The organism is Neptunicoccus cionae (assembly GCF_002860325.1).
In the GTDB taxonomy this organism is placed as follows: Bacteria; Pseudomonadota; Alphaproteobacteria; order Rhodobacterales; family Rhodobacteraceae; genus Amylibacter; species Amylibacter lutimaris.
This window is the reverse complement of the sequence record NZ_PKOJ01000007.1, coordinates 228607-241121: the sequence shown is the minus strand read 5'-3', so window position 1 is coordinate 241121 and position 12515 is coordinate 228607. Positions and strand designations below refer to the sequence as shown.

At 56.6% G+C, this 12515-nt stretch carries 16 protein-coding genes; 5 read left to right on the top strand and 11 right to left on the bottom strand.

Annotated elements, in window-relative coordinates; genetic code table 11:
* Positions 1-35: 35 nt before the first annotated feature.
* The 5 genes from C0U40_RS16290 to C0U40_RS16270 form a co-directional block, all read right to left on the bottom strand.
* Positions 36-710 (bottom strand): hypothetical protein, encoded by a 675-nt coding sequence (locus tag C0U40_RS16290; RefSeq protein ID WP_145991951.1) that lies wholly within the window; start codon positions 708-710, stop codon positions 36-38.
* Positions 711-785: 75 nt separating this feature from the next.
* Positions 786-1277, bottom strand: coding sequence for a VOC family protein (locus tag C0U40_RS16285; protein ID WP_101656866.1), 492 nt, complete (start codon positions 1275-1277; stop codon positions 786-788).
* 113 nt (positions 1278-1390) lie between these two features.
* The gene (locus C0U40_RS16280; RefSeq protein WP_101656865.1) at positions 1391-2455 is read right to left on the bottom strand and encodes a methyltetrahydrofolate cobalamin methyltransferase; all 1065 of its coding nucleotides are present in this window, start codon (positions 2453-2455) and stop codon (positions 1391-1393) included.
* 11 nt (positions 2456-2466) lie between these two features.
* Positions 2467-3396 carry a 5,10-methylenetetrahydrofolate reductase gene (locus C0U40_RS16275; RefSeq protein WP_101656864.1) on the bottom strand — a complete coding sequence of 310 codons (930 nt, stop codon included), beginning with the start codon at positions 3394-3396 and terminating at the stop codon, positions 2467-2469.
* Between the two features lie 26 nt (positions 3397-3422).
* Positions 3423-3719: a virulence factor gene (locus C0U40_RS16270; protein ID WP_101656863.1), complete on the bottom strand. Its 297-nt coding sequence runs from the start codon at positions 3717-3719 to the stop codon at positions 3423-3425.
* A gap of 201 nt (positions 3720-3920) precedes the next feature.
* Here C0U40_RS16270 and C0U40_RS16265 point away from each other — a divergent pair, with 201 nt between their 5' ends.
* Together C0U40_RS16265 and C0U40_RS16260 are read left to right on the top strand one after the other, a co-directional pair.
* On the top strand, positions 3921-5015 hold the full coding sequence (locus tag C0U40_RS16265) for a Ppx/GppA phosphatase family protein (protein WP_435673801.1): 1095 nt from the start codon (positions 3921-3923) through the stop codon (positions 5013-5015).
* 2 nt (positions 5016-5017) lie between these two features.
* Entirely contained in the window at positions 5018-5725 is a 708-nt protein-coding gene (locus C0U40_RS16260) for an RlmE family RNA methyltransferase (protein ID WP_101656861.1), read from the top strand.
* A gap of 59 nt (positions 5726-5784) precedes the next feature.
* Here the strand turns inward: C0U40_RS16260 and speB are convergent, their stop codons facing one another.
* Positions 5785-6753 carry an agmatinase gene (gene speB / locus C0U40_RS16255; RefSeq protein ID WP_101656860.1) on the bottom strand — a complete coding sequence of 323 codons (969 nt, stop codon included), beginning with the start codon at positions 6751-6753 and terminating at the stop codon, positions 5785-5787.
* A gap of 74 nt (positions 6754-6827) precedes the next feature.
* Between speB and C0U40_RS16250 the strand changes: the two genes are divergently transcribed.
* Complete coding sequence (locus C0U40_RS16250; RefSeq protein WP_180957729.1) at positions 6828-7790, top strand: hypothetical protein; 963 nt, start codon at positions 6828-6830, stop codon at positions 7788-7790.
* Between the two features lie 40 nt (positions 7791-7830).
* Here C0U40_RS16250 and C0U40_RS16245 read toward each other — a convergent pair whose 3' ends face one another.
* Positions 7831-8295 carry a c-type cytochrome gene (locus C0U40_RS16245; RefSeq protein WP_101656858.1) on the bottom strand — a complete coding sequence of 155 codons (465 nt, stop codon included), beginning with the start codon at positions 8293-8295 and terminating at the stop codon, positions 7831-7833.
* Between the two features lie 108 nt (positions 8296-8403).
* Here C0U40_RS16245 and C0U40_RS16240 point away from each other — a divergent pair, with 108 nt between their 5' ends.
* A complete protein-coding gene (locus C0U40_RS16240; RefSeq protein ID WP_101656857.1) occupies positions 8404-9273 on the top strand; it encodes a LysR family transcriptional regulator in 870 nt (289 codons plus the stop codon).
* 1 nt (position 9274) lies between these two features.
* Here C0U40_RS16240 and hpt read toward each other — a convergent pair whose 3' ends face one another.
* On the bottom strand, positions 9275-9817 hold the full coding sequence (hpt, locus tag C0U40_RS16235) for a hypoxanthine phosphoribosyltransferase (protein WP_101656856.1): 543 nt from the start codon (positions 9815-9817) through the stop codon (positions 9275-9277).
* 119 nt (positions 9818-9936) lie between these two features.
* On the opposite strand from hpt, the gene C0U40_RS16230 reads away from it, so the two are divergent.
* Positions 9937-10383 (top strand): type II toxin-antitoxin system RatA family toxin, encoded by a 447-nt coding sequence (locus C0U40_RS16230; RefSeq protein WP_101656855.1) that lies wholly within the window; start codon positions 9937-9939, stop codon positions 10381-10383.
* Here the strand turns inward: C0U40_RS16230 and C0U40_RS16225 are convergent, their stop codons facing one another.
* Genes C0U40_RS16225 through C0U40_RS16215 form a run of 3 tightly spaced genes read right to left on the bottom strand, consistent with a single transcriptional unit; the run spans position 10384 to position 12499 of the window.
* Complete coding sequence (locus C0U40_RS16225) at positions 10384-10860, bottom strand: CinA family protein (RefSeq protein WP_101656854.1); 477 nt, start codon at positions 10858-10860, stop codon at positions 10384-10386. It abuts the gene before it with no gap.
* Positions 10860-11351, bottom strand: coding sequence for a phosphatidylglycerophosphatase A family protein (locus tag C0U40_RS16220; RefSeq protein WP_101656853.1), 492 nt, complete (start codon positions 11349-11351; stop codon positions 10860-10862). Before C0U40_RS16220 ends, C0U40_RS16225 begins: the two co-directional genes overlap by 1 nt.
* Positions 11348-12499, bottom strand: a complete 1152-nt coding sequence (locus C0U40_RS16215; RefSeq protein ID WP_353616047.1) for a bifunctional 2-C-methyl-D-erythritol 4-phosphate cytidylyltransferase/2-C-methyl-D-erythritol 2,4-cyclodiphosphate synthase — start codon at positions 12497-12499, stop codon at positions 11348-11350. The genes C0U40_RS16220 and C0U40_RS16215 overlap by 4 nt, the downstream gene beginning before the upstream one ends.
* Between the last annotated feature and the right edge of the window lie 16 nt (positions 12500-12515).

Sequence of the window (12515 nt, the reverse complement as noted above, 5' to 3'; positions counted from 1 at the left end):
GGGCTATTTGCGGCATAAATTCCGGAAATTTCCGGTCAGAACAGTGTTATGCCTGCAAAGTAGAACAGAGCGGGCACCGGGGCCACTGCCAACGCCAGTGTAATCAGTGCCCAAGCCGGACGGAACAAACGGCTAAGCCCTGCGGAAAAGCAGATGCCGCCACCACCGCCAAGCACCATATTGCCGGGAATGTTGATCAGAATCGCCAGAAACACATAGCGCCAGTTCACAAACAACGGCCCAAGAAACCCAGGTAGCCGGGATTTCATCAAACTGGTGCGTTGTTCCAGATCAAGGGATTGCGTGTCCCTGACCATCCGGGCCGCCTTACGCAGCCCCCAACTCTCGAGAAACCTCGAGAGTACCGGATAGGGCAGAAGATGCCCCACCAGAAAGGCAAGCGCCAACCCCATGAAGGTGAAGATAAAAACAAAAGGGGCGATCTTTGCCCCTTGCATCGCCATCAAGGCGAACCCGATCTCCACTCCCGGAACGAAAGGCACTGCAATCACGAGCGCATAGACCAGCAGGATCAGGACCAACATGCCCGTAAGCATAACTTTCTTGCCGCCGGTTTCGACCCGTTTCACTTCCGCCCCGAGCCAGTCCAGCGCCCAGTGCAACACCAGCGCCAGCAGCAGTATAACCCCAAGCCGCACCACCAGATGTGCGGCGCGGTTGAGGCGGGATCGTGGGATCGGTTCTGTCAAAAGGGGTTCCACTTCTCAGCCTCCGGTCTACAGGTAACGGCAACCCGTGCCAAGGAGACAGGCCGCTGCCCCTTGTCAGCCCGCGGCTTCCCTTAGGGCGTTCAGGTCCAGCCGGCTGTTGTCCATCGCCAGTTCACCGTCGCTATTGCGCGGCCATTCCGGCTGCGGGCGATCCCAGTAGAGCTCTATCCCGTTTTCATCGGGATCACGTAGATAGAGTGCCTGACTGACCCCGTGATCCGCTGCCCCGTCAAGACGGACGCCGTGCTTGTCCAGTTGCAAGAGCACCCTGCCCAAATCGGCGCGTGTCGGATAAAGCAGGGCAAGGTGGTACAATCCGGCTGTATTTTGCGGCGCGGGGGGTTGGCCTTTGGAATGCCATGTGTTCAGCCCGATATGGTGGTGGTAGCCACCGGCTGCAACAAATGCGGCCTCTGAGCCGTACCGCTGTGTCAGTTCGAATCCCAAAACGCCGCAATAGAAATCTAATGCGCGGTCGAGATCAGATACTTTCAAATGGATGTGGCCCACAGAGGTGCCGGCCGGTGCTGTATAGGAATTGGTCATTATCGTCTCACTTTCGCAAGAAACCTAGTTGCACAGCGCGGAATAGGGAACAAGCGAAGCAAGAAGAGAGTGTTCCGGCCAGCGGAACAAATGTGCGCTGGCCGGAGGTGGTTTTACCCGCGGCGGCGGCGCCCGCCGGTGCGCCGGCCCCGTGCGCCGGCTTCCTGTTCGCCCGCTTTTACAGGGGCTTTGTTAAAGTTGATCCACTCGCCCCCGTGGGCATCGTTGTTCATCAGAAGATTTGCAGCACGAATTGCTGTCATTTCGCTGCCCGGACCGAATTTGGTAGAGCCGAGTCCGGTGATCTGTGCGAACAGCTCCATATCCATGTCGTCCGGAACAATGATTCCTGCTTCAGCCAGTTCCGCTTTTTTCGCGTCCAGCTTGGTCTGATTCACCGGAACGGCCACGGGGTTCATAATGGCGGATGTCATGCCCGCTGCAATCGCCATAGGCAAAAACGCATTATTTACACCGTGACGGTTTGGCAGACCGAAAGACACGTTCGACGCACCACAGGTGGTATTCACGCCCAGTTCCTCGCGCAGGCGGCGTACCAGTGCAAAGACCTGCAAACCGGCAGTTGCCATTGCGCCAATCGGCATTACCAGCGGGTCAACAACAATGTCATGGGCCGGAATGCCGAAATCGGCTGCACGTTCCACGATCTTTTTGGCCACTTCGAAACGCACGTCCGGGTCTTCGGAAATCCCAGTGTCATCATTTGAAATGGCAACAACCGGAACATTGTATTTCTTCACCAATGGCAGGACCATCTCAAGACGGTCTTCCTCACCGGTGACAGAGTTCAGCAACGGACGGCCTTCGGCAGCTTCCAGACCCGCCTGAAGCGCACCGGGAACGGAACTGTCGATACACAGAGGTACATCCACCAGCCCCTGAACCATATCTACAATGGAACGCATCAGCGGTGGCTCGGTCTCGTTCGGGTTCGGGTTGGAATTGTAGACTACGCCAGCATTGATATCGAGGATGTTTGCCCCCGCCGCCACTTGCGCGATGGCATCTTTTTCAACGGTTGAGAAATCGCCTGCTTCCAGTTCGGCAGCAAGTTTCTTGCGCCCAGTGGGGTTAATCCGCTCTCCGATGACGCAGAACGGTTGGTCAAAGCCGATAATGGCAGTTTTTGTTTTGGATTCGACGACAGTACGGGTCATTCAATTCGGCCTTAGTTTTGTTGTGCAGCGGGCAGGGCGGAGGTACCACCATGCTCCATCGCCCAAGTTGCGTTGGTTTTGATCCCTCCGAGCGGGAAGAAGTGCACCTGCTCGATGTTGAATTCCGGGTTGGCGGCTTTATGCGCAGCCAGTTCGGACACAATGCCGGTCGGTTCGAACGGCATCAGCAGCTTGGTGACGTCCTTAGCCCGTTTTTGCAAGACCTTCAACGAGGGCCCAACGCCGCAGGCAATGGCGAATTTGATCATGGTTTGCAGTTTGGCCGGTCCTGCGATCCCGATATGTACCGGAATATCAATACCTTGCGACTTCAGGTCGTTTGCCCATTCGATCACCGGCTTGCTGTCAAAACAAAACTGGGTGGCCAAGGCCATCTGTGCATCTGTTCGTTCTGAAAACGCCTGTTTCCAGCTCAACGCCTCATTCACGTTCTTGCGCCCGCCATCAGGATCGATGTCTGTGTTGGGCTCCGGGTGGCCGGCTGTGTGCAGCCGTTTGAACCCTGCCTTGTCAAACAGCCCTGTCTCAAGAAGCTGCATGGAACAGTGAAAATCGCCGTAAGGCTTGGCCAGACCACCGGCAAGGACCAGAGCCTGATCGACACCGGCTTCTCCCTGATAGCGCGCAATCCAGTCTGCAAGCGTTGCCTCGTCCTTGATGATACGGGCCGGAAAATGCGGCATCGGATCATAGCCTTCTGCCCGCAGGCGCTTTGCCGTGGCCACCATGTCCTCGATAGGGGTGCCTTCGATATGGGCGATGTAAACCCGCGTGCCTTTTGGCAGCAAAGCGCGGAAATCGTCGATCTTTTCGGCGGTTCGTGGCATCACCTCGATAGAATAACCTTTCAGGAAGGCTTCCATGTCGGGATTTACTTCATCCCGGATATCGGTTTTCGAACTGAACTTCAAAAGTGCCATGCGCAGTGCTTTCAAAAGGGGCAGGGTCAATCCCAGCCGTCGTTGTTGATCAGGGTTTTTATGCGATCCTTGTCGTATTCCGCATCCAGTCGGGCGGCTTCGGCGGCTGCAATTTCGCCTTGCTCTCCCTCCACCAAATAAGGGTCAGCCTTGCGCCACTCCGCCAGATAGCTGTCGGTGTCCTTGGCATCGATTTTCATGGCACAGCGGTCAATGGCCTGTTCAAACCGCTCTGGCAGTTGAACCTTGGCACCGCGACGGCCCTTGCCGACGATGACTTGTGCTGGAATATCGCGCCAGTAAACGATTGTGACGTCAGGCATTTCCTAGAATCCTTATTCTCATGCTTGTAGAAAGCTCTATTGTGTTCGCGCCATTATAAGTCGGTCATTTTCGACTGCGACCGTTAATTTAGCGACACCCGTGACGCTTCGGCACACAAAAATAACAAACTTGTAAATACCCGCAGAGCGCCATAGGTTGAAAGTAACAGAATTTGGTGCAAGCTCATGCGAGCCAACAATATGCAACCGCTCCGCCAGAGCGGTCGAACAGGACAGAAAAACAAAGGAACCCCATCAGCCGACGGGGGTCTTTTTGCTGCGCTGGACCTTGGTACAAACAGCTGCCGGATGCTGATCGCACGTCCGCACGGTACGGAATTCGAAGTGGTCGATGCCTTCTCCAAGCCGGTGCATCTGGGCGCGGGGCTTGCAGAATACGGTACGCTGGCACCGGCAGCTATCAAGCGCACGCTCGGCGCGTTACGGATTTGCAGCAAAAAACTGCGCCAGCACGGGGTGAAGCATTCACGTCTTGTGGCGACCGAAGCCTGCCGTCGTGCTACCAACGGCACCAGCTTTGTGAACCTTGTGCGCCGGGAAACCGGTCTGGACCTTGAAATCATCGATCCCGCAGAAGAGGCGCGACTGGCTGTGGTAAGCTGTGCGCCCCATCTTGGGGAGGATGCCGAACAACTGCTGATCGTTGATATTGGCGGCGGTTCGACCGAACTGGTCTGGCTGGACCTGAGCGGCGTCTCCGCGCGAAACCGCGCTAAGGCGCTGGTGGAACTGGACCTGACCAAACGGGGCGGGGGCACCTGCACCCGCACAGCCCGTGTGATGGACTGGAAATCAGTACCGCTCGGCGTGGCAACGCTTAAGGATATGTTTCACGATGTGGATGACGATTGCGCCAAATTCGCGCTGATGTCCTGCTGCTTTGAAGAACAGATTGACGAATTTGTACCGCCGGAAATCGGGGATGGCGCGAACTGCCAGATCATCGGCACCTCCGGCACCGTGACAACTGTGGCGGCGTCCCATCTGGGGTTGTCACGCTATGAACGCTGCAAGGTAGACGGCGTGTCCATGTGCCGTCAGGAAATCGACCAGGTGGTTCAGAAATATCTGAACATCGGTCCGGAAGGGCGCCGCAAGGCCCCTTGCATCGGCACCGACCGGCATGAACTGATCATGTCCGGCGCTGCCATCCTTCAGGCAATCCTGCGGGTCTGGCCATCAAGCCGGCTCACTGTGGCGGACCGAGGTCTGCGCGAGGGATTGCTTTACAGTCAAATGAGCGCCGCTGGCGTGCTAGGCAACAGGCCACATTAATTATGTCGAACGAAAAGAAATCATCAGGTCGCGGTCAACGCGACCTTCGCGTGCGTGTTAAAACGGCAAAGGGGCGACGTCTGTCCTCCAAGCTCTGGCTGGAACGGCAGTTGAACGATCCTTATGTGCAAAAAGCACAAAAGGACGGCTATCGGGGCCGCGCAGCCTATAAAATCCTCGAACTGGACGACAAGTTCCGCTTTCTCGTGCCCGGAGCGCGGGTGGTGGATCTGGGCTGTGCACCCGGTGGCTGGTGTCAGGTTGCTGCAGAACGCACCAATGCCCACGGAGAAAGACGCGGCAAAAAACAGGGCCGCATTGTTGGTGTTGACCTGCAAGAAGTCGATCCGGTGCCGGGCTGTGAAATCCACGTGCTCGACTTCCTCGAAGACGGCGCGGACGACAAGGTCAAGGACTGGCTGGGCGGCAAGGCGGATGTTGTTATGTCCGATATGGCGGCGGCCAGTTCCGGCCATAAACAGACCGATCACTTGCGGATCATGGCACTTTGTGAAGCCGCGGCCTATTTCGCTTTTGATGTGCTGGAAGAGGGCGGAACCTTTGTTGCCAAAGTGCTCGCCGGCGGGGCCGAAGGTGATCTCCAACAGATTCTGAAGCAGAAATTCACCAAAGTTGCCCACGTGAAGCCGCCTGCAAGCCGGTCTGACAGTTCCGAAAAGTTCGTAATCGCAACCGGTTTTCGCGGATAGCGACTGGCTTCAATGTTCTAAAAATACTCCCCGCGGAGCGTCCCGCCCGGAGTAATTATTCACTCCGCATCAAATGATTTTCGGGCGTGAAAGATAAAGCCGAGGAAATTCAGCAATATCTGGGCCGCCAGAATTGCTGTACCGCCGGTATGATCATAGTCGGGTGCTACTTCGACCAGATCAATACCGGCAATCTCGTGGTTTTGGGCAACGCATTGTAACAACTCCAAAACTTCGTAGTACAGAAAACCGCCATGGCTCGGCGTGCCTGTGCCTGGCGCGATTGACGGATCGAAACCGTCTATGTCGATTGTCACATAGACCCGCGCACCCGCAGGGATTCGCGCGGCCGCAGCCTCTACACCCATCTTGCGGATTTGCCGCACCGAAAGGATATCCGATCCCATCCCACGCGCCGCGTCATAGCCTTCCTTGGCGGTGGAACTGACATTTCGGATGCCGAACTGGGACAAGCCGCTGACATAAGGCTTTTCTGCTGCGCGCCGCATGGGATTGCCGTGGCCGAAGCGTACCCCGTGCCGTTCATCCACAAAGTCGAGATGGGCGTCTATTTGTAGAATGTGAATGTCATCTTCCCCGTCAAAAGCGTTGATACAGGGGATGTTGATCGAATGATCGCCGCCGATCGTCACCGGAAGGGCATTGGCGGCCAGCGCCTTGCGCACGGCATATTCGATGTTTGCGTGGCTTTGGATGGTGTCGGTGTGGATGATATCCGCATCCCCCATATCCACAATATGCACATCCGGCCCCAGATATGTGACGTCGTCTTCATGATCATATGCACCGGCATGTCCGAAAGAAAACAGGGTAGAGGCTTCGCGCACTGCACGGGGGCCGAAACGGGCACCGGCGCGGAACTGAGCGCCGAAATCATAAGGTGCGCCGATGATCGCTACATCGGCATCCAGTGCATCCCAATCGGCCAGATAGTCCTTCTTGTTAAAGGTCGCAATGCCGACGAATGGCAGGTTCAACCGCCCGCTGTTATACCCGTGTTCTGCCATCCCCATGCTCCTTATCGTCGCGAAATCTGAAATCATGGTTGGCCTATGACAGCATTCACTGCAATAAAAACATTATGGCCATGTTCAATCACTTCTGGCGCCGCACGCCACCTGCCTTGTTCCCCAGCCTTCTCGGGCTGTTTGGTCTGTCACTGGCCTGGCGTGCTGCGGCCCGTATCTGGGAGGTGCCGGCGGATGTCGGGGAATGGCTCGGGCTCGGGGCGACGCTGATCCTGCTTGTCACGCTCAGCAGCTATGTCGCTAAACTCTGCATCAGGCCAAGTGTACTTTGGGATGACCTGATGATTGATCCGGCGCGCGGTTCGGTTTCGGCAGGATCTATGTGCGCTATGGCAATGGCGGCGTTTTTGCTTCCTTACACCAGCCTCGGGGCATTTCTGGTGTGGTGGATGGCGCTTGGATTGCATCTGATCTATTTCATCTCTGTGGTGTTGATCCTGCTGCGCCACCACAGCACTCTGTCACAAGTGACACCGGTGTTCCTGTTGCCTGCTGTAGGGGTTTTAGTCGCGACACTGGCTGGACCGGAATTGGGCCACATCGGTTTCAGCCGCGCGGTTCTGCTGCTGTCTGTGCCCCTGTGGGCGATAATCCTAGCCGTAAGCGTCTGGAATGGTTGGCGGGCCACCGTACCCCATCATCATCGCAGCAGTTATGCCGTTTTTCTGGTGCCACCGGCCCTTGTTGCGCTCGGGGTTCACCAACTGGACGGTGCGCCGTGGTTCTCAACGTTCTGGATTGTCACGAATCTGACCGGCCTTGTGCTCCTGCCGCTGATCCCGTGGATGGCGCGGGGCGGGTGGTCGGCGGATTGGGGAAACTTCTGTTTCCCGCTGGCCGCATTCAGTGCAGTGCAAATGCTGGCGATAGAATCGGGGCATGGCAGTTTTGCACAAATGTTGGCCGTGATCTCTCTTGGCGCGGGGAGCCTGCTAATTCCCCATATCCTGATCCGGACCTATCAGGACTGGTTCGCCGGAAGGCTGGCCGAGGCAACAAAAGCTGCTGTTGCCTGAGGCCGTGCTGTTTACTTGATCCCGTTCGTTTTACTGGGGATCAATCGTTGGAAGCGCGGAAGCTTTTGTGACAGCCACCACATGATTTACCGATTTCACCCATCGCACCACGCAGGGAATCAAGATCGTTTCCTGCAACTGACGCCATGGATTCGGCAGCAGCAACAAGCGCCTGGCTGCTTTCGGTGATTTTCGGGAAAGTGGTCCAGATTTCCGGAAGTGCAGCTGTCTTACCAGCCATGGCCACATTGTCAGACCCTTCCGGCCACATCGCCATCTGGTTCATGCTCGCAGCAGCCAACAGGTTGTCTGCTGCGGCCTGCGCAGCGCCGGAATCGTATTCCATTGTACCCTTGGCCATAGCGCCCAGTTGTCCCAGATTGAACGCATAAAGCTGCATCAGGGACTGACGTGCCTTGATGGCGGCTTCATTGGCGACAGCAGGGCTGAAAACCCCTGCAGAAAGGACAAGCGCGGTAGCGGTGGTGGCGAGGATGGTTTTCATGTCTGGCTCCCTTAGGTTGATTTCTCTGACAGTCTAGCTTGTGCATTTTCAAAAGATACTCACAAATAATTGACGGCTCATTGTGCAAATTTGCACTAGACTGTCCGAATGGATCACGAAAATTGGGATGACTACCGTTTTATTCTCGCAGTGGCAGAGCAGGGCTCGTTAAATGCTGCTGCGCGGGTGCTTGGGGTGAACCATGCAACGGTTTTGCGCCGTGTGACCGGTTTTCAGGACCGCCACGCCATCCGGATATTCGATCGTGCCCGTAACGGTTATCGTCTCCGCGCGGATCAGACCGGTCTGATAGAGGCACTGAAAGACCTGCGCGGCGCTATGGAGACTGCGGATCGTGCGGTGTCAGGGCAGGGCGCAGGCGTGCGCGGACCTGTGCGTATCACCTCAACAGATTCGCTGTGTGCAACTATTCTGCCCGATATGATAGCCGGACTACAGGCAACCCATCCGGAGCTGAGACTGGACCTGCTGGCCTCTAACCAACCTCTGAACTTTGAACAACTGGACGCGGAAGTGACAGTGCGCCCTGCGGACAAACTTCCCGACAGGCTGGTCGGAACCGAAGTAGCACGGCTTGGATTCGGTGTATATGCCCATGTCGATTTGCAATTCGATCCGGCCAGTCCCCCGTGGCTGTCGATGTCGGGGCCTTTGCTGCGCGCGCGTGCCGGTCAGTGGCAGCAATCCCATATTGACGACAGCTCTGTCGTCGGTGCGGCTGACAGTTTCATCACCCTGCGGGGGCTTTGCTTGGCGGGGCTTGGGGTGACGCTCTTGCCGTGTTTTCTAACGAAGGAGTTCCCGGCCCTGAGACAGGTGCCGGGTTATTTTGAACGCATGGACACCGGAATTTGGGTCGCCAATCATAAAGATCTGGATGCCGTTCCCCGTATTGTTGCCTGTCGGGCGTTTCTGGAGGAACGTATCGCAGGTCACGGCGCGTTGCTCGCCGGTTAGATCAGTCCTGAATAAAACGCACCGAACCGATATAGCCGAGGTTCCGGTTTCGCTGAGCATAGTCAATGCCATAGCCGACAACAAATTCGTCCGGAATTTCAAAACCGGTCCATGTGGCTTTCACATCCACCTCCCGGCGGGAAGGTTTGTCAAGCAAGGCGCAGACTTCCAGACGGGCCGGATTTCGCGATTTCAGCAGACCGATTACGTGTTTCAACGTGTGGCCGGTGTCCACAATATCTTCAACCACCAGAATGTCGCGCCCTTCAATTTCACCGCGCAAATCTTTGAGAATGCGGACTTCTCTGGAAGATTGCATTTCATTTCCGTAAGAGGAAGTTTCCAGAAAATCCACTTCGCAGGGCAGGTCAAGTTCACGGACCAGATCGGCGATGAATACGAAACTGCCCCGCAGCAACCCCACAACCACCAGCTTGTCCGTATCGCGGAAATGCTCGGAAATGGTATCGGCCAGCGCCTCGACCCGTGCGGCGATGGATTTGGCCGAAATCAGTTGGTCGATGACGTAATTGTTGTGGTCCATCAGGCGATTCCCCGTTTGATCTGGTTAGGGCGCCAATTTACTTGTCGTGCACAAAATGTCAGTACCCGCGACAAACAATCTTAGTGACCCTGTCGTCGCACCATCGTAGAAGTCCGCCTATGCCCAAGCACAGTGAAACCCGCCAGATGCCCTATAGCGCGCAACAGATGTATGATCTGATTGCGGATATCGGGGCCTACCCCAAATTCCTGCCCTGGTGTGCCGGTGCGCGTATACGCGACCGCAAACAGGTTGGAGAAACCGAAATAATCGACGCGGATCTGGTGATTTCCTTCAAGGTGTTCCGCGAACAGTTTGGCAGCCGCGTGACACTTCATCCCGACGATCTGAAGATTGATGTGGAATATATCGATGGGCCTTTCCGCTATCTGAACAACCACTGGTCTTTCACACCGCTGGACAATGGCGGCTGCGAGGTGGATTTCTTTGTGGATTTCGAATTCAAATCCGCGATGTTGCAAGCAGTGATCGGGGTTGTCTTCAACGAGGCGATGCGCCGGATCGTTGGTGCGTTTGAGAGCCGTGCGAAAGAGCTTTACGGCTGATCAGAACGTCTGGTCCCGCAAGGCTTTCAAGGCAAATTCGGTGGCAGCAAGGCGGACTTCGGCACGTCCTAAAGCACCAAACTCCCTTGTTATGGTTATGCAATCCGACGGAGTTGCAAGACCGAAACAGACGCGGCCTTCGGGTTTATGCTCTGATCCGCCCGGGCCGGCGATTCCGGTGATGCTGACAGCAATCAACGCCTTTGAATGCGCAAGCGCCCCTTGCGCCATTTCCGCCGCAACCTGTTCTGAAACTGCGCCAAACGCGTCAAGTGAAGCCTTAGTCACGCCCAGCATCTGCATTTTAGCGTCATTGGTGTAGGTGACAAAGCCGCGATCCACCACATCCGACGACCCCGCCACTGCGGTCAGGCTGGCCGTAACCAGCCCGCCCGTGCAGCTTTCCGCTGTTGCCACCATCTGGCCACGGGCACGACAGGCCGCCAGCGTGTCTCGGGCGAGATCAACCGGAAGCATCACGAAAAACCGCCATGGGCGAGATAGCCACCGACACTCAGCACCAGAGCGGCGTAAATACCGGCAAGAATGTCATCAAACATCACGCCGAAAGGGGTGGATTTGCGGTCGGCCCAGCTGACCGGCCAGGGTTTAAGGATGTCAAACAGGCGAAACAGGATAAAGCCCCCCACAAGCCCAGGCCACGGCAGGATTGTCACAGCGCTACCGTGGGACCAGAGCACGAATGACAAAGGCATCAGCGTCAGCCACTGGCCCGCAACTTCGTCGATGACGATCTCTCCGGGATCATGGTTCTCCCTACCGCGGGTTTCTACGGTGGTTGCCCACCAACCGGTGAAGAACACAACAACCGTGGCCAGCAGCAGCAGGGGAAAGCTGCCCTGCGCGTGGAGGGCAACGGCGAAGGGCAGGGCCGCAGCAGACCCCCAAGTGCCCGGAACAAGGGGCAAAAGCCCCGAATAGAACCAAGTCGCCAGAAGTCTTGTCATAGTTTCACCAATGTTGCTGTTGCTTGTGCAGCAATCCCTTCCTTACGCCCTGCAAAGCCGAGCTGTTCTGTCGTGGTTGCCTTCACACTGATCCTATCAACATCGACGCCGGTAATCTGTGCCAGTTTTTGTCGCATGGCTGTCGTGTGCGGGCCGATCTTGGGTTCCTCGCAAATAATCGTGCAGTCCATGTGGGTGATGGTGAAACCACGCTCTGCCGTGCGTTCTACAGCTTTGCGCAAGAAAATATCGCTGGCAGCGCCCTTCCATTCTGCTTCACTTGGCGGGAACCACTGACCAATATCGCCTTCCGCCAGTGCCCCGAAGATCGCATCTGTCAGGGTGTGCATCGCCACATCCGCGTCGGAATGCCCGACCAGCCCCCGATCATGGGGGATCCTGATACCGTTCAGCGTGACATGATCGCCCGGTCCGAATTTGTGAACGTCAAAACCGTTGCCCGTCCGAATGTCCATTTCTGCCCCCATAAGTTGCTCTGCCAGTGCAAAGTCGCCGGCTTGTGTTATTTTGATGTTGGTCTGGCTGCCCTCAACAATGCTCACCTCAAGCCCGTAGGCCTTTGCGGTTTCCACGTCATCGGGCAGATCGTCGCTGGTGGCTGCATGGGCGGTGCGGATGTCGTCGAGCCGGAATGCCTGCGGTGTCTGGGCGCGCCACAAGCCGTCCCGCGACACAGGCGATTGCGCTGTGCCGTTTTCCGCCTTCCAAAGCGCATCCACCACAGGCACCGCAAGGAAAGCTGCCCGTTCATGGCGGAGTGACTCTAGCAGCGCGTCAATATTTCTGCATTCAAGCAGGGGGCGGGCGCCATCGTGAATCAATACGTGGCTACCGTCACAAGCGGCAAGCCCGCGGCGCACGCTTTCGCTCCGGCTTGACCCGCCGAAGACGGGTGGTTCCAGTCGGGGATCGGAAATTAAAGCGATCGTGTCGTTATACAGGTGCAGGTCGTCCGGATGAATCACCACGCGTAGCCGTGTGATCGCCTTACTTGCCAAACAGGCCGAAATGGTATGATAGAGCACCGGCTTGCCCCGCAGAGGCCGGTATTGCTTGGGAATACCACTGCCGGCACGGGTTCCACGGCCTGCTGCGACGATTAGGAATTCTGCTGTTATATCTGACAAATCCGCTATGCCTGCC

Excerpts from the sequence above, each read along its gene's own strand:
- C0U40_RS16225 (WP_101656854.1), bottom strand. The coding sequence starts at position 10,860 with ATGCTTCCGGTTGATCTCGCCCGAGACACGCTGGCGGCCTGTCGTGCC.
- C0U40_RS16275 (WP_101656864.1), bottom strand. The coding sequence starts at position 3,396 with ATGGCACTTTTGAAGTTCAGTTCGAAAACCGATATCCGGGATGAAGTA.
- C0U40_RS16265 (WP_435673801.1), top strand. The coding sequence starts at position 3,921 with ATGCAACCGCTCCGCCAGAGCGGTCGAACAGGACAGAAAAACAAAGGA.
- C0U40_RS16280 (WP_101656865.1), bottom strand. The coding sequence starts at position 2,455 with ATGACCCGTACTGTCGTCGAATCCAAAACAAAAACTGCCATTATCGGC.
- C0U40_RS16230 (WP_101656855.1), top strand. The coding sequence starts at position 9,937 with ATGCCCAAGCACAGTGAAACCCGCCAGATGCCCTATAGCGCGCAACAG.
- hpt (WP_101656856.1), bottom strand. The coding sequence starts at position 9,817 with ATGGACCACAACAATTACGTCATCGACCAACTGATTTCGGCCAAATCC.
- C0U40_RS16285 (WP_101656866.1), bottom strand. The coding sequence starts at position 1,277 with ATGACCAATTCCTATACAGCACCGGCCGGCACCTCTGTGGGCCACATC.
- speB (WP_101656860.1), bottom strand. The coding sequence starts at position 6,753 with ATGGCAGAACACGGGTATAACAGCGGGCGGTTGAACCTGCCATTCGTC.
- C0U40_RS16240 (WP_101656857.1), top strand. The coding sequence starts at position 8,404 with ATGGATCACGAAAATTGGGATGACTACCGTTTTATTCTCGCAGTGGCA.
- C0U40_RS16250 (WP_180957729.1), top strand. The coding sequence starts at position 6,828 with ATGGCCATGTTCAATCACTTCTGGCGCCGCACGCCACCTGCCTTGTTC.
- C0U40_RS16270 (WP_101656863.1), bottom strand. The coding sequence starts at position 3,719 with ATGCCTGACGTCACAATCGTTTACTGGCGCGATATTCCAGCACAAGTC.
- C0U40_RS16260 (WP_101656861.1), top strand. The coding sequence starts at position 5,018 with ATGTCGAACGAAAAGAAATCATCAGGTCGCGGTCAACGCGACCTTCGC.
- C0U40_RS16220 (WP_101656853.1), bottom strand. The coding sequence starts at position 11,351 with ATGACAAGACTTCTGGCGACTTGGTTCTATTCGGGGCTTTTGCCCCTT.
- C0U40_RS16245 (WP_101656858.1), bottom strand. The coding sequence starts at position 8,295 with ATGAAAACCATCCTCGCCACCACCGCTACCGCGCTTGTCCTTTCTGCA.